At 69.9% G+C, this 23775-nt stretch carries 16 protein-coding genes (1 of these 16 running past the window's edge); 7 read left to right on the top strand and 9 right to left on the bottom strand.

Annotated elements, in window-relative coordinates:
• Positions 1–11: 11 nt before the first annotated feature.
• On the bottom strand, positions 12–2381 hold the full coding sequence (gene ppsA / locus HNQ09_RS12285) for a phosphoenolpyruvate synthase (RefSeq protein ID WP_184029700.1): 2370 nt from the start codon (positions 2379–2381) through the stop codon (positions 12–14).
• Positions 2382–2560: 179 nt separating this feature from the next.
• Here ppsA and HNQ09_RS12280 point away from each other — a divergent pair, with 179 nt between their 5' ends.
• From HNQ09_RS12280 to HNQ09_RS12265, 4 genes are all read left to right on the top strand, one after another.
• The gene (locus HNQ09_RS12280; RefSeq protein ID WP_184029697.1) at positions 2561–3373 is read left to right on the top strand and encodes a pyruvate, water dikinase regulatory protein; all 813 of its coding nucleotides are present in this window, start codon (positions 2561–2563) and stop codon (positions 3371–3373) included.
• A gap of 88 nt (positions 3374–3461) precedes the next feature.
• Entirely contained in the window at positions 3462–4739 is a 1278-nt protein-coding gene (gene glcF, locus HNQ09_RS12275; RefSeq protein ID WP_343057777.1) for a glycolate oxidase subunit GlcF, read from the top strand.
• On the top strand, positions 4736–6187 hold the full coding sequence (locus HNQ09_RS12270; protein WP_184029694.1) for an FAD-linked oxidase C-terminal domain-containing protein: 1452 nt from the start codon (positions 4736–4738) through the stop codon (positions 6185–6187). The genes glcF and HNQ09_RS12270 overlap by 4 nt, the downstream gene beginning before the upstream one ends.
• The gene (locus tag HNQ09_RS12265; protein WP_184029692.1) at positions 6174–6833 is read left to right on the top strand and encodes a DUF5639 domain-containing protein; all 660 of its coding nucleotides are present in this window, start codon (positions 6174–6176) and stop codon (positions 6831–6833) included. Before HNQ09_RS12270 ends, HNQ09_RS12265 begins: the two co-directional genes overlap by 14 nt.
• Here HNQ09_RS12265 and HNQ09_RS12260 read toward each other — a convergent pair whose 3' ends face one another.
• Positions 6834–8246 (bottom strand): SAM-dependent methyltransferase, encoded by a 1413-nt coding sequence (locus tag HNQ09_RS12260; RefSeq protein WP_246363333.1) that lies wholly within the window; start codon positions 8244–8246, stop codon positions 6834–6836.
• 120 nt (positions 8247–8366) lie between these two features.
• On the opposite strand from HNQ09_RS12260, the gene HNQ09_RS12255 reads away from it, so the two are divergent.
• Positions 8367–9671 (top strand): alpha-hydroxy-acid oxidizing protein, encoded by a 1305-nt coding sequence (locus HNQ09_RS12255; protein WP_184029690.1) that lies wholly within the window; start codon positions 8367–8369, stop codon positions 9669–9671.
• Entirely contained in the window at positions 9628–11556 is a 1929-nt protein-coding gene (gene cpdB / locus HNQ09_RS12250) for a 2',3'-cyclic-nucleotide 2'-phosphodiesterase (RefSeq protein WP_184029687.1), read from the top strand. Before HNQ09_RS12255 ends, cpdB begins: the two co-directional genes overlap by 44 nt.
• Before the next feature lie 218 nt (positions 11557–11774).
• Here the strand turns inward: cpdB and HNQ09_RS12245 are convergent, their stop codons facing one another.
• The 6 genes from HNQ09_RS12245 to rlmN all read right to left on the bottom strand — a co-directional run bounded on the left by HNQ09_RS12245 (position 11775) and on the right by rlmN (position 19441).
• Positions 11775–13859 carry a hypothetical protein gene (locus tag HNQ09_RS12245; protein WP_184029684.1) on the bottom strand — a complete coding sequence of 695 codons (2085 nt, stop codon included), beginning with the start codon at positions 13857–13859 and terminating at the stop codon, positions 11775–11777.
• Between the two features lie 5 nt (positions 13860–13864).
• Positions 13865–14497, bottom strand: a complete 633-nt coding sequence (locus HNQ09_RS12240) for a hypothetical protein (protein ID WP_184029681.1) — start codon at positions 14495–14497, stop codon at positions 13865–13867.
• Positions 14494–15186, bottom strand: coding sequence for a redox-sensing transcriptional repressor Rex (locus HNQ09_RS12235; protein WP_184029678.1), 693 nt, complete (start codon positions 15184–15186; stop codon positions 14494–14496). Before HNQ09_RS12235 ends, HNQ09_RS12240 begins: the two co-directional genes overlap by 4 nt.
• A 6-nt stretch (positions 15187–15192) precedes the next feature.
• Complete coding sequence (locus tag HNQ09_RS12230; protein WP_184029675.1) at positions 15193–16518, bottom strand: SPOR domain-containing protein; 1326 nt, start codon at positions 16516–16518, stop codon at positions 15193–15195.
• The gene (locus HNQ09_RS12225) at positions 16515–18158 is read right to left on the bottom strand and encodes a tetratricopeptide repeat protein (protein ID WP_184029673.1); all 1644 of its coding nucleotides are present in this window, start codon (positions 18156–18158) and stop codon (positions 16515–16517) included. The genes HNQ09_RS12230 and HNQ09_RS12225 overlap by 4 nt, the downstream gene beginning before the upstream one ends.
• 248 nt (positions 18159–18406) lie before the next feature.
• Positions 18407–19441 (bottom strand): dual-specificity RNA methyltransferase RlmN, encoded by a 1035-nt coding sequence (gene rlmN / locus HNQ09_RS12220; RefSeq protein WP_184029670.1) that lies wholly within the window; start codon positions 19439–19441, stop codon positions 18407–18409.
• A 172-nt stretch (positions 19442–19613) separates the two neighbouring features.
• Between rlmN and HNQ09_RS12215 the strand changes: the two genes are divergently transcribed.
• The gene (locus tag HNQ09_RS12215) at positions 19614–20189 is read left to right on the top strand and encodes a DUF2721 domain-containing protein (RefSeq protein ID WP_184029668.1); all 576 of its coding nucleotides are present in this window, start codon (positions 19614–19616) and stop codon (positions 20187–20189) included.
• Positions 20190–20214: 25 nt separating this feature from the next.
• Here the strand turns inward: HNQ09_RS12215 and rpoC are convergent, their stop codons facing one another.
• On the bottom strand, positions 20215–23775 hold the 3' portion of the coding sequence (rpoC, locus tag HNQ09_RS12210) for a DNA-directed RNA polymerase subunit beta' (protein ID WP_184029666.1). 1086 nt of this gene lie beyond the right edge of the window; only the last 3561 of its 4647 coding nucleotides appear in the window; the start codon falls outside the window, past its right edge — the gene reads right to left on this strand; its stop codon occupies positions 20215–20217.

Below are 23775 nucleotides of genomic sequence, written 5' to 3'. Positions count from 1 at the left end.
ACCGGACGGGGCTAGCTTCGGGCGACCTCCGGCTCCCCCGCCAGAGAGAGCCAGGTGGACAGCACCGAGTCCGGGTTCAGGCTCACCGAGTCGATCCCCTGCTCCATCAACCACTGCGCGAGCGCCGGGTGGTCGCTCGGCCCCTGCCCGCAGATGCCGATGTATTTCCCGGCCCGCTTCGCGGCGGCGATGGACTGACTCATCAGTGCCAGCACTGCCTCGTTCTGCTCGTCGAAGAGGTCCGCCACCAGCCCGGAGTCGCGGTCGAGGGCGAGCGTGAGTTGCGTCAGGTCGTTCGACCCGATGGAAAAGCCGTCGAAGTGTTCGAGGAACTGGTCGGCCAGAATCGCGTTGGAAGGAATCTCGCACATCATGATGACCTTCAGACCGTTCTCGCCCCGGCGCAGGCCGTTGCGCTCCAGCACTTCAATGACCGCCTGCGCCTCGCCCACCGTGCGGACGAAGGGAATCATGACCTGCACGTTGGTCAGGCCCATGCCGTCCCGGACCTCCCGGATTGCCTCGCACTCCAGCGCGAAGGCGGCGGCGAAGTCGGGTGAGCGGTAGCGGGAAGCGCCCCGGAAGCCGATCATCGGGTTTTCCTCGTGCGGCTCGTAGGCGGGGCCGCCGATCAGGTGGGCGTACTCGTTGCTCTTGAAGTCGCTCAGGCGCACGATCACCGGCTTGGGCGCGAAGGCCGCCGCGATGGTCGCCACGCCCTCGGCCAGCTTCTCGCGGAAGAAGTCACGGGGGGAGGCGTATCCGGCGGTCTTCTCCTCGATCTGCGCCCGCACGTCATCGGGCACGTTCGGGTAGTCCAGCAGGGCGCGGGGGTGAATCCCGATCACGTTGGAGATCACGAACTCGACGCGGGCCAGCCCCACGCCCTCGTTGGGGAGCGCCGCGAAGGAAAAGGCGCGGTCGGGCGAGGCCACGTTCATCATGATCTTCATGGCGACGGGGGGCATGGCATCCAGCTCGACGCGGTTGACCCTGAAGGGCAGCTCGCCCGCGTACACGTACCCGGTGTCGCCCTCGGCGCAGGAGACGGTGACCTGGGCGCCGCTTTCCAGCTCGCGGGTCGCGTTCCCGGTGCCCACGACCGCCGGAATCCCCAGCTCCCGCGCGATGATCGCCGCGTGACAGGTGCGCCCGCCCCGGTTGGTCACGATGGCGGAGGCCCGCTTCATCACGGGTTCCCAGTCGGGGTCGGTCATGTCCGCGACGAGGATGTCGCCTTCGCGCACCTGATCCATCTGCGCCACGTCGCGCACCACCCGCACCGTGCCCGCGCCGATGCGGTTGCCGACGGCGCGGCCTTCGACCAGAATCTCGCCCTGGCCGCCCAGCTCGAAGCGCTCCAGCGTGCGCCCGGTGCGGCTCTGCACCGTCTCGGGCCGGGCTTGCAGGATGTAGATCTGCCCGTCGCGCCCGTCCTTGCCCCACTCGATGTCCATCGGGCGGCCGTAGTGTTCCTCGATGGTCACGCACTGCCGGGCGAGTTCGGTGAGGTCCTCGTCGGACAGGCAGAAGCGGCGTTGCTCGGCTTCCGGTACGTCCACCGACGCGACGCCGCCGCCCTCGGCGTAAATCATCTTGCGAGCCTTGCTGCCCAGCGTTCGCCGCAGTACCGCCCGCTTCCCGGCCCTCAGCGCGGGCTTGTACACGAAGTACTCGTCGGGGTTCACGGCCCCCTGCACGACGAGTTCGCCCAGCCCGTACGCCGCCGTCACCAGCACCGCGTCCCGGTAGCCGCTCTCGGTGTCCAGGGTAAAGGCCACGCCCGACACGCCCAGGTCGGTCCGCACCATCCGCTGCACCCCCGCCGAGAGCGCCACGTCCGCGTGTTCAAAGTTGTGGTGAACCCGGTAGGAGATGGCCCGGTCGTTGTACAGGCTGGCGAAGACGAGGCGGACATGGTGCAGCACGCTGTCGATGCCGCGCACATTCAGGAAGGTCTCCTGCTGCCCGGCAAAGGAGGCTTCGGGCAGGTCCTCCGCCGTCGCGCTGGACCGCACGGCCACGTCGGGTTCGGTGCCGCCCGCCTCCGCCGTCATCTGCGCGTAGGCGTCGCGGATGGCCTGCTCCAGCTCGGCGGGCAACTCGCCCCCCTCCACCCAGCCGCGAATCTCGCGCCCGGCGTCCGAGAGGGCGACCACGTCGTTCACGTCGAGCGCCGCGAGGCGGGCATTGATGCGCTGCTCAATCCCGTTCTGGCTTAGGAACGCGCGGAAGGCGTCGGCGGTGGTGGCAAAGCCGCCGGGGACCCGGACCCCGGCGCCCGCGAGGCCCTGGATCATCTCGCCGATGGAGGCGTTCTTGCCGCCCACGACCTCTACGTCGGTCATCTTTAGTGTCTGGAACCAGCGAATCATGTCCATGCGCGTTCTCCGTTCTGGCGAGGCTTCCCGGCGTGGAAGCGGCGGGGGTTGGTGTTGGATGGCGCGCTCAGCTTACCCCGTGGGTGGCTCTGGCGCTGTCCTGGCGGCGGGGACAGGGCCTTCATGGTTCTGGGGAGGGGGCCGCTGGGTAGGGCGCGCGGCGTGTCACCCTGACCCCTATGACCCGGCCCGCCCGCACCGTCTTGATCGTCTCGGACCACACCGGCCTGACGGCCGAGAACACCGCCCGCGCGCTGCTGGCGCACTTTCCGGGGCAACCGCTGAAATACCTCCAGCGCTCCTTTATCGCCTCGGTGCCCGCCGCGCAGGGGGTGGCGCGCGAGGTCGCGGCCCTGGCCGAGCGGGGCGAGCGTCCGCTGATCTTCACGACCATCACCGAAGCCGCCGTGCTGCGCGAGCTGGAGGCCGCGCCTGCCCGCCTGTTCGACCTGCTCGGTCCCGGGCTGAGCGCGTTGGAGGAGGAGTTCGGTGAGGCCGCCGCCCGCAGCGTGGGCCGCTACCACGACATGCACGACCAGACCGGCTACCTGGCCCGCATGGACGCCCTGGATTTTGCCCTCGCCACCGACGACGGCCTGGGCGACCGCCAGTACGGTCTGGCCGACGTGATCCTGGTGGGCGTGTCGCGGGCGGGCAAGACCCCCACCAGCCTCTTTCTGGCCCTCCAGCACGGGGTCCGTGCCAGCAACTACCCGCTTGCGGAGGACGATTTCGAGCGCGAGGCGCTGCCCATCCCGCTCGAAGCGCACCGCGCCAAGCTGCACGGCCTGACCATCGACCCCCGGCGCCTCCACGCCATCCGCACCCAGCGCAAGGCCGGGAGCCGCTACGCCAGCCTGGAGCAGTGCGAGCACGAGGTCCGCCGCGCCGAGCGTCTCTTCTCGCGTGCGGGCATTCCGGTGCGCGACACCACCTCGGCCAGCGTCGAGGAGATCGCGGCGGGGATTCTGGCGCAGGTGCGGCGGGGGTAAGGGACGGCGCGCTCAGGCGCAATCTCCTACATATCTCCCTGTGCGCCTCAGCGCAGGCGCCTATCCTGCCTCCCATGAGGGCCAGCCCGTGAACCACGACATCCCCGTCCCCGCCCTGGGGCCGCAGGGCGAGGTGATGGCGCACGCGGTCGACGCCTGCGTGCACTGCGGCTTCTGCCTGCCCGCCTGCCCGACCTACGCGCTGCTGGGCGACGAGATGGATTCCCCGCGCGGGCGCATCGTGCTGATGAAGGAGGTGCTGGAAGGCGCTCTGCCCCTCGCGGACGCCGCCCCTCACCTCGACCGCTGCCTGGGGTGCCAGGCCTGCGTGACCGCCTGCCCCAGCGGAGTGCCCTACGGGGAACTCATCACCAGCTTTCGCGGCTGGAGCGAAGCCCAGCGGGAGCGTTCACCGCTCGACCGGGCGAAGAGGGCAGGCATCTTGAAGATTCTCCCGGCGCCGAAGGTGTTCAGCGTCGCCGCGAGGGTCGGTCAGTACGCCAAGCCCCTCGCGCCACTGCTGCCCACCGCCCTGCGTGCCCCACTGGACCTCCTGCCGGAACGGGTGCCCGCGATGCAGCCTCAGCCGCCCGTCACCCTGGCCAGGGGCAGGCGGCGGGGCCGGGTGGCCTTTCTCGCCGGATGTGCTCAGCAGGCGCTGACCCCCAACTTCAACGCCGCGACCCTGCGCGTGCTGGCCCGCAACGGGATAGAGGTCGTCCTCCCCGAAGGCCAGGGCTGCTGCGGGGCCGCTGCCCTGCACACCGGGGCGCGGGAGGAGGCGTTGCGGCTGGTCCGTCAGAACCTCGCCGCCTTCGACCCCGAGCAGTACGACGCCATCCTTTCCAACGCGGCGGGGTGTGGGGCGGGCCTCAAGGAGTACCCGGTGGTGCTGCACGGCCTCCCGGACGAGGAGCAGGCGCGGGCTTTCGCGGCGAAGGTACAGGACATTTCCGAATTTCTGGCGGGGCTGTTGCACGCCGGGGAGCTGGAGCCGTTCCTCCCCACGTCCCGACCCCTCTCGGTGGCCTACCACGACGCCTGCCACCTCGCCCATGCGCAGGGCGTCCGCGCCGCGCCCCGCGAGCTGCTGCGGGCCATTCCCGGCGTGACGGTCGTGGAGGTGCCCGAAGGCGACCTGTGCTGCGGCTCGGCAGGGACGTATAACCTGGAGCAGCCGGAATTGGCGAACGAACTCGGCGTCCGCAAGGCGCGGAACATCCTGTCCACCACGCCCGACCTGATCGCCAGCGGGAATATCGGCTGCCACACGCAGATTGGGAGTCACACCCGGCGGCAGGGGAGCCGGGTGCCCGTGCTGCACACGGTGGAAGTGCTGGACCTGGCTTATCGGGGGGAGCTGTGAGCTTCTCGCCCCGCAAAACCGCCCTCACCCCTGGCTCCGGCGCTCCCAAACCGCGCTCCAAGGGGACGCCGGACAATCCGCTGGCCGCCGAGCTGACCCGCAGCCTCGGCCCCCGGAAAGTCCTCTCCAACCCCTCCGAGCGCCGGAACTATCGCTACGACGCGATTCAGTTCGGGGCGACGCCGCTGGCCGTCGTGCTGCCTGAGAACACGGCGGATGTGGTGACGGCGGTGCGGGCGGCGCGGGCGGCGGGCGTTCCGGTCGTGGGGCGCGGGGCGGCGAGCGGCCTGTCCGGAGGGGCGGCTCCCGCGTTGCCGGGCCTCGTCCTGTCCTTCACCCGCATGACCCGCCTGGAGGTCTTTCCCCAGCGGCGCGAGGCACGGGCGCAGGCGGGCGTGGTGACGCTGAGCGTGACCGAGGCCGCGCGGCCCCACGGCCTGATCTACCCTCCCGACCCCGCCAGCTTCCGCACGAGTACCATCGGCGGCAACCTCGGTGAGAACGCGGGCGGGCCGCTGTGCTTCAAGTACGGGGTGACGGGCGACTATGTGAAGGGCTTGCAGTTCGTGGACGCGGACGGCGACGTGTATGAACTCACCCGCGACGCCTACGACCTCGCCGGGCTGCTGATCGGCTCGGAGGGCACGCTGGGATTGATTACTGAGGCCACCCTACGCCTCACCCCGCCGCCAAAGTACACCCGCACCCTGCTGGCGAGCTTCGCGGAGGTGGGCGAGTGCGCTGAGGCCGTGAGTCGGGCCATCGCCACCGGAGCCGTGCCCGCCAAGCTGGAATTCATGGACGCGGCCTGCACGAATGCGGTGGAGGATTACCTCGCCCTGGGGCTGCCGCGTGACGCCGGGGCCGTGCTCCTGGTAGACACCGACGGCGACGACCTGGAGACGGTGGAGGAGGAGCGGGCACTGGTGGAGGCCGCCTGCCGGGAGGCCGGGGGGACCGTGCGCCGCGCCGCCACCGACGCCGAGGCCGCCGCCCTGTGGCAGGCCCGCCGCAGCGTCAGCCCCGCGCTGGGCCGTATTCGCCCGCAGCGCATGAACGAGGACATCGTGGTGCCCCGCTCGGCCCTGCCGGAGGTCGTGCGCGAGATCCGGGCGCTGGGGGACGCCTCCGGGCTGCCCGTCGTGCAGTTCGGGCACATCGGGGACGGGAACCTGCACCCTAACATCCTCTTCGACCCGCGCCGCGAGTCCTCGGAGGCGGTGCACGACCTCGCCCACCGCATCGCCCTCGTCGCCATCCGGCACGGCGGCGTGCTGAGCGGCGAGCACGGCATCGGCACCATGAAACGGCCCTTCATGCGCGAGGCGGTGGACCCGGTGACGCTGGCGGCCCTGTGGGATGTGAAGCGGGCACTGGACCCGGCAGGCCGTCTCAACCCCGGCAAGATTCTCCCCGACGAGGACGTGGAAGCCCATGCCCATCCTTGACCTCTCGCCCAACGACCAGACGGTCACGGTGAGCGGCGACACCGCGCTGCTGGAGGTCTACGCGGCGCTGCCTCCCGGCCTCTTTCCTCCCTTTCCACGCGTCGAGTTGCCCGGCGGCGTGGGCGGGCTGGTGTCACGCGGGGGCTTTGGACAGACCTTCCCCTTTGCCTCCGACGTGCTGGGGGTAACCTTCCGTGCTCCATCGGGCCGGGTGGTGCGGGCAGGTGGGCGTACCGTCAAGAACGTGCAGGGCTACGACCTGACCCGCCCCTTCGTGGGGAGTTTCGGGGCACTGGGCGAGGCGTTGGAGGTCACGCTGCGCCTGCGGCCCGGCTTGGTCGCCCGCTGCGTGACGGCTCCCACCTCGCTGGACGCGCTGGGCCAACTGACCGCCCGCTTCGCCTGGCAGGACGGCGGCGAGGTCCATCTCTTCCACTTCGGCCACGCGCGGGAGGTGGAGCGGGCGCTCGCGGTGCTGCCCGGTGCCCGCAAGCTCCAGGCCCCCACAGACCTCCGCCCCCGTTTTCCCGACGGCATGGGGGTGGGAGAGGGGGCTACCCTGCGCGACCGCCGCTTCGGGTGGGTGAATGGGGGCAGCGTGCCGCCGATGCCTGCCCTGTTCGCCCGGCTGGTGGCGGCGCTGTAGCTATATCCGCCCATCCGCGTAAATATCCCCCCGGCTCGGCGGAATCGGCACATGCCGCCGCTCATCCGGCTTGGCGAGCAGCGTCTGGAAGATGCTGAGGTGGCCGTGGGCGAAGTAGTACCCGCAGGCGTTGAGGTAGATGCGCCACAGCCGGTAACGTTCCTCCCCCAGCGCAGCCAGGGCCTCGTCCTCCCGCGCCTCCAGCCGCCGCGCCCAGTGTGCGGTCGTGCGGGCGTAGTGCTCGCGCAGGTTTTCCACGTCGCGCACCTCAAAGAGAGCGGCGTCGGCATATTTCAGCGTCTCCCAGATCGGCAGCAGCTCGCCATCGGGAAACACGTAGCGCCGGGCGAAATTGCCCGACTGGATCACCATCGGCACCCGCGCCTGCCCCAGACCGTCTGCAATGGCGTGGTTCATCATGAGTCCGCCCGGCTTCAGCACCCGGTAGGCGGTGGCGAAGTACTCGGCCATGTTGCGGCGGCCCACGTGCTCGGCCATGCCGACGCTGGAAATCTTGTCGAATTCGCCCGTCACGTCCCGGTAGTCGTGCAGCTCCAGCGTGACGAGGTGCTCCAGCCCGGCGGCCTTCACCCGCGCCCGCCCCTCGTACAACTGCGCTTCGGAGAGGGTCACCCCCAGCACCGAGACGCCGTACCGCTGCGCCGCGTAGATCGCCAGCCCGCCCCACCCGCAGCCGATATCTAGCAGCCGCTCGCCTTCTTTCAGTCTCAGCTTGCGGCAGATCAGCTCCAGCTTGGCCTCCTGTCCCTCGTCCAGCGTCTCCATGCCCGTGGGGAAGTAGGCGCAGGAATAGACCATCCGCTCGTCCAGCCACAGCTTGTAGAAGTCGTTGGATACGTCGTAGTGGGCCTGCACCGCTTGTTTATCCCGCTCGCGGCTGTGCGCCTCCCCGTGCAATTGGGCGAGCGGCTTGGGCGGCCTCGCCCCCACCCCCCGGCGCAGCAGGGCCACATCGCGCAGCAGCCCGGCCACCTGCGCGGGCGTGAACTGTGGATTCAGCGTGTCTGCCAGCCCCACGATGGCCCCGAAATCGCCCTCGATGTCGAAGTCGCCGCGCAGATAAGACTCGCCCAGCGCCACATCTAGCGGGAGGTTCAGCATCCGCCCCAGCGATTCGGGCGAGTTCAGGATCAGGCGGGCCGTCGGCTCCGGTAGGCTGGCGGGCAATTCCTCCCCACTCCAGAACTGCACAGAGAAGAGACGCTCTGCAGGCAGAACGGCGGTCAGCACACGCCGGGCCGCGTCCAGCAACTGCTCCTCGCTGGGGCGGACGCGTGAGCGGGCCACGACAACCGCGCCGAGCATGGTCAGCACAGCCGCGAGGCCCATCGTCTGCACGGAGGTCGCGGGGGAGGGGTCGGGGCGGCGGGCAGTTTGCTGTTTCGGGGACATGGGTACTCCTGGGATGAAAAACGGGGTTCCGGCCCAGCATAGGCAGTCCGTGCGTCTCCACCTCTGCTGTTTCCTTCACACGGGCTATGCTTTCCGGCACACCACAGCGGGAGGCAGACCATGACCGACATCGGACCAGGACCGGGGCGCACCCGGCAGACGCGCATCTATGTCCGGGGCCTCGGCGGCGAGCGCCCCGCCGTCCCCGTGATTCCCGAACGCCTTCAGGCGGCGGCCAAGGTCAAGATGAGTCCCGCCGACTTCGCTTACGTCGCGGGGGGGGCCGGGGCCGAGCGCACGATGCGGGCCAACCTCGCCGCCTTCGAGCGCGTGCGCCTGATGCCCCGCCGCCTCAGCGGAACCCGCGAACGCGACCTCGGGGTGGAGTTGCTGGGCCTCTCCCTGCCCTCCCCCCTGCTGCTCGCCCCCATCGGCGTACTGGAGGCCGCGCACCCGCAGGCGGACCTCGCCGTGGCCCGCGCCGCCGCCGCCGAGCGCGTGCCCTTCATCTTCTCTTCGCAGGCGTCGGTGCCGATGGAGACGTGCGCGAAGGCGATGGGCGACTCTCCCCGACTCTTCCAGCTCTACTGGGGCACCGACGACGAGGTGACGCGCTCCTTCGTGCGCCGCGCGGAGGCGTGTGGGACGGCGGCCATCGTCCTCACGCTGGACACGACGCTGCTGGGCTGGCGGCCCCGCGATCTGGACCTCGGCAGCCTGCCCTTTCTGCGGGGGCGCGGCCTGGCGCAGTACCTCAGTGATCCGGTGTTCCGCTCGCGGCTGAGCACGCCACTTCCGGCCCCCGACGTGCAGCCCCCGCGCACGCCCGCCCTGATCCGCACTGGGGCCGACCTCGCCGCGAAGGGCCGTGCCTTCGGCCTCAGCGCCGGGCAGATGCGCTCGGCCGCCGCCCGCTTCACCGCGACCTACACCCGCCCCGACCTGTCGTGGGACGACGTGAGCCGTCTACGCGAGTGGACCCGGCTGCCCATCCTCCTCAAGGGCATCCTCCACCCCGACGACGCGCGGGAGGCCGTTCGGCGCGGGGTGGACGGCCTGATCGTGTCCAACCACGGCGGGCGGCAGATTGACGGTGAGGTCGCGGCCCTGGACGCCCTGCCCGGCGTGGTCGCGGCGGCGGGGGGCCTCCCGGTGCTCCTCGACAGCGGCGTCCGCACCGGGTCGGACGTGGCAAAGGCCCTCGCGCTGGGGGCACGGGCGGTGCTGCTGGGGCGGCCCTACGTGTACGGCCTCGCCATCGCGGGGGAGGCGGGCGTGCGCGAGGTCGTGGGGAACGTGCTGGCCGAGTTCGATCTGACCCTGGGCCTGCTCGGACTGGGGGCGGCCCGCGATCTTGGACCGGGGGCGCTGGCCCCTTCACATGGTCTTGACCTTTCGCCCTATTCTGGAGGGCGTGAGAACTAAATTTGCCCTGACTGCCGCCCTGCTGCTCGGTGCGGCGGGCGCCCAGACCGTCGAACTGCGGATCCTCGAAACGACCGACCTCCACACTGCCGCGCGCGGCTACGACTACTACCAGGACAAGCCCACCGGCGAGTTCGGGCTGGAGTACACCGCCACTCTGATCAAGCAGGCCCGCGAGGAGAAGCGCAACACGCTGCTCTTTGACAATGGCGACCTGATTCAGGGCAACCCGCTGGGCGACTTCGCGGCCCGCGTGCAGCCCCTGAAAGACGGCCAGATGCACCCCATGCACCAGGCGATGCGCACCTTGCGCTACGACGGCGCGACCCTGGGGAACCACGAGTTCAACTACGGCCTCGACTACCTCGACCGCGTGCTGGCCTCGGCCCCGATGCCCTATGTAAACGCCAACGTGCTGAACACGGACGGGACCAACAAGTACACGCCCTTCGTCGTGCAGCGCAAGATCGTGTACTCCACCGACGGCCGCCCCTACGTCCTGAACGTCGGCGTGATTGGCTTTACCCCGCCCCAGATCCTGAACTGGGATAGGGCGCACCTCGAGGGCAAGGTGCAGGCCCTGGACATCGTGGAGGCCGCCCGCAAGTTCATCCCGCAGATGAAGGCCCAGGGCGCCGACATCGTGGTCGCGCTCGCGCACACCGGCATCAACCAGGGCGCCTACACCCCCGGCGGCGAGCAGGCGGGTGCGGCCCTGACCGGCGTGGAGGGCATTGACGTGGTGCTCACCGGGCACAGCCACCTGGAGTTCCCCGGCACGGCGTACAAGGACGTGGCAGGCGTGGACCTGAAAAAGGGCACCATCAACGGCAAGGTCGTGCTGATGCCCGGCTTCTGGGGCAACAACCTCGGAATGGCCGACCTGAAGCTCAACTACAACCGCGCCACCCAGAAATGGACGATTGCGGACGCCCAGGGCAGCATCCGCCCGATCTGGGACAAGGCGGCCAAGAAGAACCTCGTCGAGCCGGACCCCGTGATCGCCGCCGCCGTGAAAAAGGCCCACGAGGGCACCCTCGCCTACGTGCGCGGCAAGGTGGCCGACCTGACGGCCCCGGTGACCTCCTACTGGGCGCTGGTGCAGGATGATCCCAGCGTGCAGCTCGTCTCGAACGCGCAGGCCGCCTACGTCAAGGCCGCGCTCGCCGGGGGCCAGTACAAGGACCTGCCCGTCCTGTCCGCCGCCGCGCCCTTCAAGGCCGGGGGCCGCGCGGGAGCCAGCTACTACACCGACATTCCGGCCGGGACGCTCGCCATCAAGAACGTCGCGGACCTCTACGTCTACCCCAACACCGTGCAGGCCGTGCTCGTCACGGGGGCGCAGGTGCAGGAGTGGCTGGAGCGCAGCGCGGGGCAGTTCAACCGCATCGACCCCAGCAAGACCGAGCCGCAGGCCCTCGTCGACGAGAGCTTCCCCACCTACAACTTCGACGTGCTGGACGGCGTGACCTACGAGATCGACGTGAGCCAGCCCTCGCGCTACGACCGCTCCGGCAAGCTGGTCAACGCGGACGCCCGCCGCATCAAGAACCTCCAGTACCAGGGCAAGCCCATCGACCCCGCGGGGCAGTTCGTGATCGCCACCAACAACTACCGCGCCTCGGGCGGCGGCTCCTTCCCCGGCCTGGACGGCAAGAACATCGTCCTCCAGGCCCCCGACGAGACCCGTGAAGCGCTGGTCAAGTACTTCAACGAGCAGAAGACGGTGAACCCCACCGCCGACGGCAACTGGAAGCTCACGCCCATCCCCGGCGCGACCCTGCTGTACGTGAGCAGCCCCAACGCGCAGAAGAACCTGCCCGCCGGTGCGGCGCTGCTGCGCACGCGGGAAGACGGGTTCGCGGAGTATTCGATCAAGTTCTGACAGCGGTGGCCGGATCAGTCGTGGAAGTCGCCCGTAACTGATCCGGCCCAGCGGAGCGAGAAACCGCGATGGGAGCGGTCGGAGTGGAGGGGAGGGGGATGCTCTCCTCCCCAGGGCGTAACGGAGCACCGCGATGAACCGGTAGCCAAGGAGAGGCCGCCCCATTTGGAGGCGGCCTTTGCTCTTGTCAGGGCCAGGTGAGCAGTTGCCCCGGCAGATCAGCTCGCGTTCTTCTTCACGACGATGATCCCGCCCTGGTAGTAGCGCGTGACACCGGTGACCAGATCTTCCACGATGTAGTCGATGCGGTAGCTGCCCGGCTCGCTGAATCCCTGGGTCACCTGAATGCTGGTTCCTGCCGGAAGCACCGGATCAATTCGCTGCCGGGAAGGAATTAGGACGTTCAGGGTGTTGTCGTAGGCCAGGGTGGCCACACGCACCGGATTGGCTGTTGTTCCAGGAACGATCCAGCGGGCCGACACGATGTTCAGCTCACCGGGACGAGAGTCATAGATGACATTGTCCACGGTGGATTGACTCGCCAGGTTGGCGATGTCGCTGTCCACCGCGGCCCGCGATACCCGCACCGGGAACTCCTGAATGTTGGCGTTCCTGCCGTCGTAGGCCGTCACGCGCAGGGTGTAGTTGCCGTTTTGCACGTAAGGCTGGGCGTCGAGCAGCGCACCGATCTCGAACACGCGGAAGAAGATGCCCGCCTCGCCGACGGGGACGTTATAGCTGTACGGCGCGCGCGGGCACTCCTGCCCCGCCAGCTTGGTGGCGTCGTCGCACACGAAATCGACCCGCAGGCTGCTCACGCCGTTGTCGTCGCTGGCTTGCAGCATCATCGCCGAGTTGCGCGACAGGATGCCGCGCACGTTGGCGTTGGTATAGGGATCCACGATATAGGCGGGCATCAGGACGCTCAGGGCAGGCGGCTTGTTGTCGCTGACCTGGGTGCTGATCTGCACGGCGCTGCCGAGCGTGCGGGCAGAACCGTCCGACAGGGTCGCCGCCGCGCTGACTTCCAGCGTGTAGGCGTTGCTGGAAAAGTCGGGGCCGATCAGGTCCAGCGGCAAGTAAGCCTCGTAGACGCCGTCGCTGACCTTCTGGGCCTTGCCGAGTACCGTCTTGACGATCTGCCCCCGGAAGTCGCGGACGCTGAGGCGCACGTCGCTGCCAGCACTGTCGAGCGGTTGCAGCGTGAAGGGGGTGTTGCCCTGGCGCAGCTGTACCCGCACCGTGGCCGGTCCTGTCAGCGTCGCATTGGTGTCTGGGCTGAGAATGGTCAGCGTCGGAGCCGAGACGTTGCGAATCTGGACGGTCCGGGTCACCGTCTCACCGCGCAGGCCCTCTTTGGTGAGGGCGATGGCCCGCAGCGTCAGGTTGCCGTCGACATATTTGGAGGTGTCCACGCTGAAAGTCGCGGTGGGAGCGTTGGAGACGTAGGTCGTGTTGTCGACGTTGCCATTCGCGTCCGTGACTTCCAAGATGATGCGGTCCACAGTGCTGGTCGCGTCGTAGTTGCCTGCCACCGTCACGCTCAGGCTGCCGCTGTAGGGAGGGGTGTTCGCCGTGTTGATGGTCAGGACCGGGGTGGGGGCCGGGGTTTTCCCGGAGGTGGTGGCCCGGTAGTTCACCGTGAAGGTGCGGACGGCCGTATTTCCGACAGCGTCCACCGCCACCACCTTGTACTCCACGTTGCCCGCTGCGCTCGCCGCTAGATCGGTCGTGACGCTGCCGCTTCCCTGCGCGAGCACCTCGGTGCCCCGCAGGACATACACCGTGGCCCCACTGAGGTCGTCCGCAGCGGTGACGGCCAGGGTGGCCGCGGCACCGACCGCCAAGTCGGCCGTGCCTCCCTCGGCCACTGCCGTGCCATTGAGGGTCAGGGCGGTAAATCCGGGCACCACGGCGTCCACCGTAAAGGCGTAGGTCTGGGTGGTCGTCTGCCCGGCGCTGTCCGTCACGGTGACCTTGAGGGTATGTGCCCCCCCCGCGAGGCCACCCAGGGAAAGCGTCAGGTCGCTCTTGATCTGGCCCTCGCCAAACTCTCCGCTCCGGAGCCTGGCGGTGCCCTCGTCCAGGCTCCACTGAACGCGGGTGACCCGGTCGTCGTCGGAAACCTTGAGCTTGACTTCCACGTCGGGAGCGAGCAAGGCGTCTTTGGGCAGCGTGGTGCTGACCTGCGGCCTGCTGTCGCGCCCACCCCCCGCCGTGTCAGTGGGCGTCGGCACACTGCTACAGGCGGCCAGCAGCAGGGGCAAGGTCAGGGCGAGTGTCCGAAGGGCAGCGTGGGGCATGGACTTCACTCCTGAACCGTGTTGCATGTCTCGCTGACGGCCGCCCTGGGAATCACCAGCGGCTCGATCGGGCGGTTGAGGTCGTCGAAGCCGAACAGCCGCACCCGGAGCGACAGGTCCGGGCAGGACGTGGCATCGGTGTAGCGCCGCGCGAAATCGTCGGCGACCTGCTGGGTGGTCGTGGCGTCGATCACGGGCAGGCTCGCCACGTCCACGGTTTGGGCATACGGCGTCTTCAGTGCGGGCGCACATTGATCCGTCACGGGCAGGGCGGGTTGCGTGGCCTCGGGGGTCGCCTTGCAGGCGTAGCCGCTGGGCACACGCTCGGCGAAAGACTGCTTGACGACATTGCTGTAGATGATTCCGGCGGCATCGACCACCGTCACCTCGATCTCGCTGACCGTGATCCCTAGGCTGGCAGGCGCCACCACGACCCGCAGGGTGGGTGAGGTGGAGGTCTGGCGAATGCTCAGGCCCGTCACCTGACCTGTAGCGGCATCCCTCTTGACCGTCAGGTTGCTGGTGATGCCGGCGCCCACCAGATTGGCCGTCATCCCGACCTGCGCGGTAAGGGGGCCGCCCGTCCCGCCGCAGGCGGCGAGCAGCAGGGGCAGCACAACCAGTCCGAGTCTCTTCATTCAGTCTCCTCCGGAACGGCGTTCAGGTGCGGGTTCAGGATGTAAAAGGCGAGCCGTTTCATCCCGGCCAGAAAGTCGACGTTCTCGACTATCACAGCACGCCATTCATCACTGATTTCTTGCTGCCCGCTTCTCTCCAGCGTGCGCGGCTGGATCACCGTCGGAGCGAAGTTGAGAATGCCGCGCACGCCCGCGTCGGCGAGGCTCTGCGCGGCGTCCTGGGCGCGTTCCGGGGGCACGGCCAAAAAGCCCATGTCCACCCGGGTGGTGCGGGTAAAGTTGCGCAGGTCCTCGACGTGCCGCACCGGCAGGCCGCGCACCTGGGTGCCGACCAGCTCGGGACTGACGTCGAACAGGCCCACGTACTGAAACTGGTAGTCGCTGGCGCCGGGATAGTTGGCGATGGCCTGTCCCAGCCTGCCCACGCCCACGATCACGACGTTCCAGGTCTGGTTCAGGCCCAGCACCCGCATCAGTTCGCGTTTGAGAATGGGCACGGTGTAACCCATGCCGCGCGTGCCGAAACGCCCGAAGTAGGCGAGGTCCTTGCGCACCTGAAAGGCGGTGACCCCGGCCCGCTCGGCGAGGTCGCTGCTGCTGGTGCGGCTGACCTCCTGCGCTTCCAGGCCCTCCAGAATGCGCAGGTAGGTCACCAGACGGCTGATGGTGGCGGTCGGAATGCCGGTCATCGCCGCTCACCGGACCCGGAAGTGGTCGAAGCCGCCCGCGTCGAGGTTGTCCTCGGCCCGCGTCAGGGCGTCTCCCGTGAAGGGGCCGATCAACACGGTCACCTTGCGGCCCTCGGGGGCGTTGACGGTGGGCGCGTACCCCTGCTCGCGCAGCAGGCCGACCAGCCGCTGGGCGCTTTCCGTGCGGTCGAAGGCGCCGACTTGCAGGTAAACCGGGCCGCTGGGGGCCGGGGCACGCTCGGTCGCCGCCTCCGGCTCGGGAGTGCTGGCGGGAGGGTCGGCGGCGGGGGGCGCTTCGGGTTCGGCGGGCGCGGCTTGCGGCGGCGGGGTGGTGGCGGCTGGGGGGGCCGCGCCGGCGCTCTCGCTCACGCCGCCGCCCGTCAGGTTGCGGCCACGCGGCGGGTACAGCACGGCGCGCGGGTAGGCCCCCTGGATGTCGGCCAGCGCCCGGCGGGCCGTGGCCTCGTCGGCAAAGGGGCCGATCTGCGCCACGACCTGCTCGCCCAGGTCGATGGTGTACACGGTGTAGCCCAGCGAACGCACTCCCTGCGCGGCCTGCTGCGCCCCGCTCTCGCCGCCGAAGGTGCCCAGGCTGATGCGGTAGTCGCTGCGCAGCGGCGTGCGCTGCTCGCTGGTGGCGACGGCCCCACCGGAGCGGGGCGGGGCGGCGGGGCGGGCGGTCTGGTCCGGCGCCGCCGTGTTCGGGGCCGCGCCGGGGGGCGCCGCCGGGGGCCGGGGCAGCGTGACCGCTGGGGCGGGCGGAGGGGGGGGCGCCGCCGGGATCGGGTCGGCCGCCACCACGGCCGCCGCGTCCGGGGCCGCACTCGGCCGCGCCGGGGTGCTGGGGGCCGGGGACGGCGTCTCGGCCTGGGGCGTGGCGGCCGGAGCCTGCGTGGTCGGGGCCGCTGCCCTGGGCGGCTCGGCTGCCGGGGGCTGACTTGCCGGGGCCTGCGCCGCTGGGGTCCGCGCTTCTGGGGCTTGCGCCGCCGGAGCTTCTGCGGTCGGGGACTGGGGCGCCGCTGCCCCGGGATCCGGGGTCTGGGCCGGGGGCCTCGCGGTCTCGGGGTCAGGGGCCTGGGCCGCCTCGGGCGAGGAGGTGCTCTCGGGCGCCGGGGCAGGCGCCACGGCAGGGTCCTCCCCAGAGCCGAGGTCGGTGCCGGGCGCGCTGGGAATCACGACAGTGGGGGGCGCCTCGGTGACGGGCGGCGTCTGGGCCACCGGATCGGGGCGCTGGCTCAGCAGGAGCGCCGCGAAGCCTGCCAGCAGCAGCAGCACCAGCAGGCCGATCAATAGGTCGGGCCAGCGGGGGGCACGCGGCTGGGCGCGGCTCATTTCAACGCCGCCTTGGCCCGGCTGTGGCCCAGGTTGGAGGCGGTCTTCAGCGCCTGACGGGCTTCTCCCTCACGCGACTGGGCGCGCTGGGTCAGGCCCAGCAGGTACCAGGCTTCCCCGTTTTTGGCATTCTCGCCGACCAGCCCGCGCAGCACGGCCTCGGCTTCGGGGTAGCGGGCAGCGGCCAGCAGCGCCGAGGCGAGGTTCTGGCGCGCGGTGGGGGTGGGGTCGAGCTTGACGCTGGTGCCCAGCGCCCCGGCGGCGCCCGCGTAGTCCTTCATCGCGTAGGCGCTCAGGCCCAGCCACAGGTAGGTCTCGGCGCTGGGGCGGGCCGCCGCGCTGGAACGCAGGGCGGCGCGGGCCTGCGGGTACTGGCCCTGGCGGTAGGCCGCCACCCCCTGCACGAACTGCGCGCGGGCCAGGGTCGCGGGGTCGGGCGTCAGGCGCAGGGCCTGCGCGGCGTCCCGGCCCGCCTGCGCCGTCTGCCCCAGCGTGAGGCGCACGGCGGCCAGCGCGGTCCGGTAGCCCGCGTCGCGGGGCGCGAGCCGCGCCGCCTGCCCGTAGGCGTTCAGCGCGCCGGGGTGGTCGCCCCGCAGCACGCGCAACTCGCCCAGCCGCGCGAAGGCGGCGGCGTTGCGGGGGTCTTGCTGCGCCGCGCTCTGGGCCGCCAGGACCGCCGCACGCGCGTCGCCCGACGCGGCCAGCACGTCCGCTTTCCGCAGCAGCAGCGTGGCCCGGTCGGCCCCGGTCTTCACCCGCCCGGCGGCGGCGTCGAGTTCACGCACCGCCCGGTCGGGGAGCCGCTGGCCCAGGTAGATGTCGGCCAGCAGCAGCGCGGCGTCTACCCGGGCAGGCTGACGCTGAAGCACCGCGTACACGCCCGGCAGCGCCGAGACGCCCTGCCCCGCCAGCACCTGGGCCTGCGCCAGCCGGAAGGCGGCGTCCGGGTCGCCTGGGTCGAGCGCCACGACCTGGGTCAGCGTGGCGCTGAGGCCCGCAAAGTCGCGCGCGCGGGTCTGCTCGGCGGCCAGGGCCTCCAGAATCTGCCGCTCGGTGGCGGGTCCCGCCTGTCCCCGCGCCAGCGCCGCTGCCTGACCGTACAGCTTCAGCGCATCGGCGTACTGGCCCTCGCGCCCGGCAATCACGCCCAGGTTGTAGGGCGCCTCGAAGCGGGTGGGGGCCAGCGCGGCGAGCTGCGAGAACTCGAAGGCCGCCCCCCGCAGGTTCCCCTGCGCGAGCAGCGTCAGCCCCAGCCCGAAGTGCGGTTCCGGCTGCGCGTAGTTCTGGGCGACCAGTCCCTCGAACAGGGCGCGGGCCTGCGAAAGGTTGCCGGCCCCCAGCGCCTCCTGGGCCTGCCGCAGCGCGCCCTGCTGCGCGGGGGTCAGCGGCGTGACCGGGGGCAGGCTGGCCGCCGGAGTCGCGGACGCCGGGGCGGCAGCGGGGGCGGCGGAGGCTGGGGCCGCCTCCGGGGCGGCGGGCGGGGTGAGGCGCGGGGGCCGGGCCGGGATGCCCGTGCCCGGCTGGGCCAGCGTGTTCTGAATCGAGATCGCTGCGGACGTGTCGACCAGCGTCTGTGCCGAGGCGGCGGGCGCCGCGGCCAGCAACAGGCCGAGCAGCACCTTGAGGTTACGTTGAGTCACCAGGGGCCTCCTGAGGGGGAACGTGAAAAGGGTAGGCGGCAGGCTCTTTCTCAACCCTTACGCGGTTGTGGGTGCGCTGGGCGCCGTAATTCTCTCACGCGGCAGCGGCCGGGGTGACGCGGATGGATTTACTTTTCCTCACCCGGCTCATCCCCGGGCGGCCAGCGAGGGAGCTGGACGACCAGAAAAAAGCCTCCCTGGCAGGGGAGACCTGGGTGAGGCCGCCGGCAGCGGTCAGGCGGGCGGGGTCAGGCCGGGACGCCGCTGACCGCTCCGGGCCGTTTGAGGGCGAGCTGTCCGCAGGCCGCGCCCGCGTCCTTCCCGCGCGAGCGCCGCACGCTCACGTCCACCCCGCGCGCTTCCAGCGTGTCGTAAAAGGCCTGAATCTGCTCCTCAGTGCTCGACTCGAAGCCCGAGCCGTCCCAAGGATTCATCGGAATCAGGTTGACGTGGCTCACCAGCCCGCGCAGGCGCTCGGCCAACAGCTCGGCCTGCCAGAGATGGTCGTTCACGCCGCGCAGCAGGGTGTATTCCAGGGTCACCCGGCGCCCGGTCACCGCCTGATAGTCGCGGGCAGCGGCCATGATCTCCTCGATGGAGTTCGCCGCACCCGTCGGGATGATCCTCTGCCGCGTTTCCTCGTCGGGGGCGTGCAGGCTGATCGCCAGCTTGATGCCCAGATCGTCTTCCGCCGCCAGCTGCCGGATGCCCTTGGCGATCCCCACCGTCGAGAGGGTGACCCGGCGCTTGCTCATGCCCAGCGCCTGCGGGTGCAGCAGCAGGCGCGCGGCCGCCATGGTGGGCGCGTAATTCAGCATCGCCTCGCCCATGCCCATAAAGACCAAATTGCGAATCTCGCGTGGGCTGATCCCCTCGCCCCCCGCCACCGCCAGCACCTGCCCCACGATCTCGCCGGGGGTCAGGTTGCGCCCGAAGCCCATCGCCCCGGTCGCGCAAAAGGCGCAGCGGGCCGGGCAGCCCACCATCGTGGACACGCAGATCGTCTTGCGGTCGAGGTACGGCATATAGACCGCTTCCATCTGGCGCCCGTCTTGCAGGGTAAAGAGGTACTTCACCGACCCGTCCGCACTGCGAACCGTCTCGATCTCCCGGAAGGGGTTGAGGGTATAGCGGGCGGCGAGGTCGGCGCGCACCTCGGCGGGCAAGGTGGTCATGGCCCCGAAGGTCCCCACCCCCTGGACAAAGACCCACTCCAGCAGTTGCCGCCGCCGGAAGCCCTCCAGCGGGTACTCGTCGGGATGAAGGTCGAGGAGAAGCTGCATCAGGAAAGTCTAGCGGGTCGGGGGAGGGCCGGGTGGGAGGGAGGCACGGTTGAGCGGCCCCCCCGTCGTCCGTCCCCAGGCTTCGCCTCCTCACCCGCGCCGTGCTTGAGGGCGACGGGCCGAGGCGGCTCGCGCTGGCCCGACCCGTTCCCCCACGGCCTACCCTGTTGCCATGGCCGACCCCACCCTCAGCGTCCTCACGGCCATGATCACGCCCGCCGTGCTGATCTCGGGCGCGGGCACCCTGCTGCTGAGCACCAGCAACCGCCTGGGCCGCAGCACCGACCGGGTGCGGGTCCTGACCGCCCGCTTCAAGGTCCTGGTGGGCGAGGAGGGCCAGCGCGAACCCCTCGCCCGCGAGGAGAAACGCATGATCGTCGAGCAGCTCCCGCGCCTGACCCGCCGCACCCGTTACCTCCAGCGGGCGCTGCGGGCCTTTTACGTGGCGGTGGCCCTGCTGGTGGGGACCAGCATCCTGATCGGGGCAGGCGAGCTGGGCGGTTGGTCGGGCGGTCCCCTGCCGGTGCTGCTCGCCCTGCTGGGGGCGGGGAGCCTCGCCTACGGGGCGCTGCTGCTGAGTTTCGAGGCGACCCTCAGCGGCATCACCACCCGTGAGGAGATGCGCTTTCTGGTGAGCCTGGGCGAGCACTACGCCACGCTCTATCAGGAGGGCGCGGAGGACGCTGAGCATACCGCAGCGGGCCGCGTCTCTCCCCAACCGAAAAGACCCCCACCCGGCGAGGGGTGAGGGTCGGGAAGAAGGCGGAGAGCGGTCAGTTGGTGTATGTCACCGTGTCGGTCGGCGTGCTGCCGGGCCGGGTGTCGTCGTAGCGCTGGGTGCCCGTCACCGAGTCGGGGCTGGTGCTGCCCTCGCCGTACTTCTCCAGCGTGCGGTCGTCGGCGACCTGCATCTCGCGCACGGAGGTCAGCCCCGTTCCGGCGGGAATCAGTTTGCCGAGAATCACGTTTTCCTTCAGGCCGATCAGGTCGTCCACCTGACCGCGCATGGAGGCTTCGGTGAGCACGTGCGTCGTGTGCTGGAAGCTCGCCGCCGAGAGCCAGCTCTTGGTGGTCAGGCTGCTCTTGGTGATGCCCAGCAGCACCGGCTTCCACGAGGAGGGCGTCTGGCCGTCCGCGAGCGCCTCGTTGGCCTGGTCGACCTCCCAGCGCTCGACCGTCTGGCCTTCCAACAAGTCGGTGTCGCCGCCGTCGGTGATCTCCACGTAGCGCAGCATCTGCCGCACGATGACCTCGATGTGCTTGTCGTGGACCTTCACGCCCTGCGAGCGGTACACGCGCTGCACCTCTTCGACCAGGTAACGCTGCGCCGCGTCGGTGTCCTTGTACAGCAGCAGGTCGTGAGGGTTGACGGCCCCGCGCGTGAGCGGCTGCCCGGCTTCCACGTGGTCGCCGTCGCGCACGATCATGCGCAGCGCCTTGCCGATCTTGGTCGCGGTCTTGGAGGAGTACTGCTCGTCTTCGGCCTCGATGCGGACGAGGTAACGCTCCTCCTCCTCCTCGATGCGGACCACGCCGTCACGGTCGGCGACCACGGCCTGGGTCTTGGGCTTGCGGGCCTCGAACAGCTCGATCACGCGCGGCAGACCCATGGTGATGTCGCCGCCGCCCGCCACACCGCCGGTGTGGAAGGTGCGCATCGTGAGCTGCGTGCCGGGTTCCCCGATGGACTCGGCCGCCACCACGCCGACCGCCTCACCCATCGAGACGGGCTTGGCCTGCGAGAGGTCGTAGCCGTAGCACTTCTGGCAGACGCCCGCCTTCACGCGGCAGTTCAACGGCGTGCGGACGAACACCTCGCCGATGGCCTTGGCGTCCCGGGTGATCGCCTTCACGTCCTCCAGGCCGAGCATGGTGTCGGCGGCCAGGGTGCGGCCATCCGACAGCTCCACGTCGGCGGTCAGGGTGCGGCCGTAGATCGAGGTCTCGATCTCGCTGCCCTTGCGGCTGCGCCACTCGCCAGTGCGCTCGTCGGTCGCGCCCAGCGGCATGACCGTGTAGTCGGTGGTGCCGCAGTCCACGTCGCGCACGACGACCTCGTGGGCCACGTCCACCAGCTTGCGGGTCAGGTAGCCCGAGTCGGCGGTGCGGAGCGCCGTGTCCGCGCCACCCTTGCGCGCGCCGTGGGTGGAGATGAAGTACTCCAGCACCGTCAGGCCCTCGCGGAAGGACGCCTTGATGGGCACCTCGATGGTCGAGCCGTCGGGGCGGGCCATCAGGCCGCGCATCCCCGCGAGCTGGCGGATCTGCTGCGGGTTCCCACGGGCACCGGACTGCGACATGATCCACAGCGGGTTGAAGGGGTAGTTCTGCGAGAAGTTCTCGAACACCGCATTCTTCACGGCGTCGGTGGTGTCGTTCCACAGCTGCACGACCTGCTTGTAGCGCTCTTCTTCGGTCATGAAGCCGAACTCATAGTTCTGCTCGATTTCGGCCAGCTTGCCGTCGGCCTCGGCCAGCAGCTCGGGCTTGTTGGGCGGCAGCACGATGTCGTCGATGCCGATGGTGATGCCCGAGGTGGTCGAGAGCTTGAAGCCGCTGTCCTTGAGCGCATCGAGCAGCCCGGCCGTCGCCTCGATGCCCAGGTGCTTGAAGCAGGCCATGATCATGTCCTTGAGATGGTCTTTCTCGTAGGCCGTCTCCAGGTTGACCAGGGTATCCACCAGGTGGGCCTGGGTGCCCAGCGCTTCCTGCACCAGGCGGCGGAACATCACGCGCCCGGCGGAGGTGTCGTGCAGGGTGCCGTTCAGGCGGATGCGCACATAGTCCTGGTGGTCGATCTCGCCGCGCTCGACGGCCATGATCGCCTCGTCGGGGCTGGAAAAGACGTACTTCAGGCGCCCGGGGCTGGTTTCCGTGCCGTTCACGGTGATCGGCGTGTTCAGCGCCACGCGGCCTTCGGCCAGCGCCGCCAGCGCGTCCTGCTCGCTGCCGAATTCGGTTCCGGCACCGAGGTTGTCGCGCCGCAGCTGGGTCAGCGTAAAGATGCCGAGGATGATGTCGCGGCTGGGCTTGACGTTCGGCTCACCGTTGGCGGGCGAGAGCAGGTTGTGCGACGCCAGCATCTGGATGCGGGCCTCGGCCTGCGCCTGCGCGCTCAGCGGGACGTGAATCGCCATCTGGTCGCCGTCGAAGTCGGCGTTGAAGGCCTCACAGACCAGCGGGTGCAGCTGGATGGACTGCCCCTCGACCAGCACCGGCTCGAACGCCTGGATGCCCAGTCGGTGCAGGGTCGGGGCGCGGTTGAGCAGCACGACCTTGTCCTCGATGACCTCTTCCAGGGCGTCCCACACGGAGTCGCGGGTGTCGCGGTAGCGCTCCAGCATCTTGCGGGCCTGCTTGATGTTGGTGACCTCGCCCTTTTCTTCCAGCACCTTGAACAAGAAGGGCTTGAAGAGTTCCAGCGCCATGCGCTTGGGCACGCCGCACTGGTGCAGCTTGAGCTGCGGGCCGACCACGATCACGCTTCGGCCCGAGTAATCCACGCGCTTGCCCAGCAGGTTCTGCCGGAAGCGGCCCTGCTTGCCGCCCAGCAGGTCGGTCAGCGAGCGCAGCGAGCGGTCGGAGCCGGGGTTGGTGACCGGGGAGCCGCGCCGCCCGTTGTCGATCAGGGCGTCGACGGCTTCTTGCAGCATCCGCTTCTCGTTGCGGATGATCATGTCGGGCGCGCCCTGACCGATCAGCTTCTTGAGGCGGTTGTTGCGGTTGATCAATCGGCGGTACAGGTCGTTGAGGTCGGAGGTGGCAAAGCGCCCGCCGTCCACCTGCACCATCGGGCGCAGGTCGGGCGGCATCACCGGCACCGTCTCCATAATCATCCAGGAGGGGTGGTTGCCGCTGCGCTTGAAGGCGCGGGTGACTTCCAGCCGCTTGCGGGCCTTGGCGCGCTTGTGGCGGCTGTTGTCCTTCATGGTCTCGCCGAGTTCGGCTTCCAGCACGTCGAGGTCCATGTCGTCGAGCAGTTCCTTGACCGCCTCGGCGCCCATCTTGGCCTCGAAGTCGTAGGACTCGATCACGCGGACCTGCTTGCGCACGAGGTCGATCTCGATGCGGCCCGAGATCTCGCTTCTCAGGTTGCCCGAGTCGGCCAGCTCGTCGCCCGGCTCCACGCGGTCGCCGATCACGACCAGCGGCTCGTCCGAGTAGGCGTAGACCTTGGCCTTGCTCACGATGATGCTGGCGGGCGCGTGCAGCGTGATGACGCCGTCGGCTTCCGCCGTGATCTGCTCGTCCACGTCAATGGCCCCGACGACCTTCTGGCCCTTGCGGACCTCACTGCCGTCGCCGACCAGCACGTGCATGGTGGGGTTGATGGG

It is taken from the genome of Deinococcus budaensis, assembly GCF_014201885.1.
GTDB lineage: Bacteria > Deinococcota > Deinococci > Deinococcales > Deinococcaceae > Deinococcus > Deinococcus budaensis.
Note: the sequence above shows the minus strand (reverse complement) of the source record. Positions and strands in the feature narration are given on the sequence as shown.

Coding starts and splice junctions, on each gene's coding strand:
- ppsA (WP_184029700.1), bottom strand. CDS start 2,381: ATGGACATGATTCGCTGGTTCCAGACACTAAAGATGACCGACGTAGAG.
- HNQ09_RS12280 (WP_184029697.1), top strand. CDS start 2,561: ATGACCCGGCCCGCCCGCACCGTCTTGATCGTCTCGGACCACACCGGC.
- HNQ09_RS12265 (WP_184029692.1), top strand. CDS start 6,174: ATGCCCATCCTTGACCTCTCGCCCAACGACCAGACGGTCACGGTGAGC.
- HNQ09_RS12260 (WP_246363333.1), bottom strand. CDS start 8,246: ATGTCCCCGAAACAGCAAACTGCCCGCCGCCCCGACCCCTCCCCCGCG.
- HNQ09_RS12255 (WP_184029690.1), top strand. CDS start 8,367: ATGACCGACATCGGACCAGGACCGGGGCGCACCCGGCAGACGCGCATC.
- cpdB (WP_184029687.1), top strand. CDS start 9,628: ATGGTCTTGACCTTTCGCCCTATTCTGGAGGGCGTGAGAACTAAATTT.
- HNQ09_RS12245 (WP_184029684.1), bottom strand. CDS start 13,859: ATGCCCCACGCTGCCCTTCGGACACTCGCCCTGACCTTGCCCCTGCTG.
- HNQ09_RS12240 (WP_184029681.1), bottom strand. CDS start 14,497: ATGAAGAGACTCGGACTGGTTGTGCTGCCCCTGCTGCTCGCCGCCTGC.
- HNQ09_RS12235 (WP_184029678.1), bottom strand. CDS start 15,186: ATGACCGGCATTCCGACCGCCACCATCAGCCGTCTGGTGACCTACCTG.
- HNQ09_RS12230 (WP_184029675.1), bottom strand. CDS start 16,518: ATGAGCCGCGCCCAGCCGCGTGCCCCCCGCTGGCCCGACCTATTGATC.
- rlmN (WP_184029670.1), bottom strand. CDS start 19,441: ATGCAGCTTCTCCTCGACCTTCATCCCGACGAGTACCCGCTGGAGGGC.
- HNQ09_RS12215 (WP_184029668.1), top strand. CDS start 19,614: ATGGCCGACCCCACCCTCAGCGTCCTCACGGCCATGATCACGCCCGCC.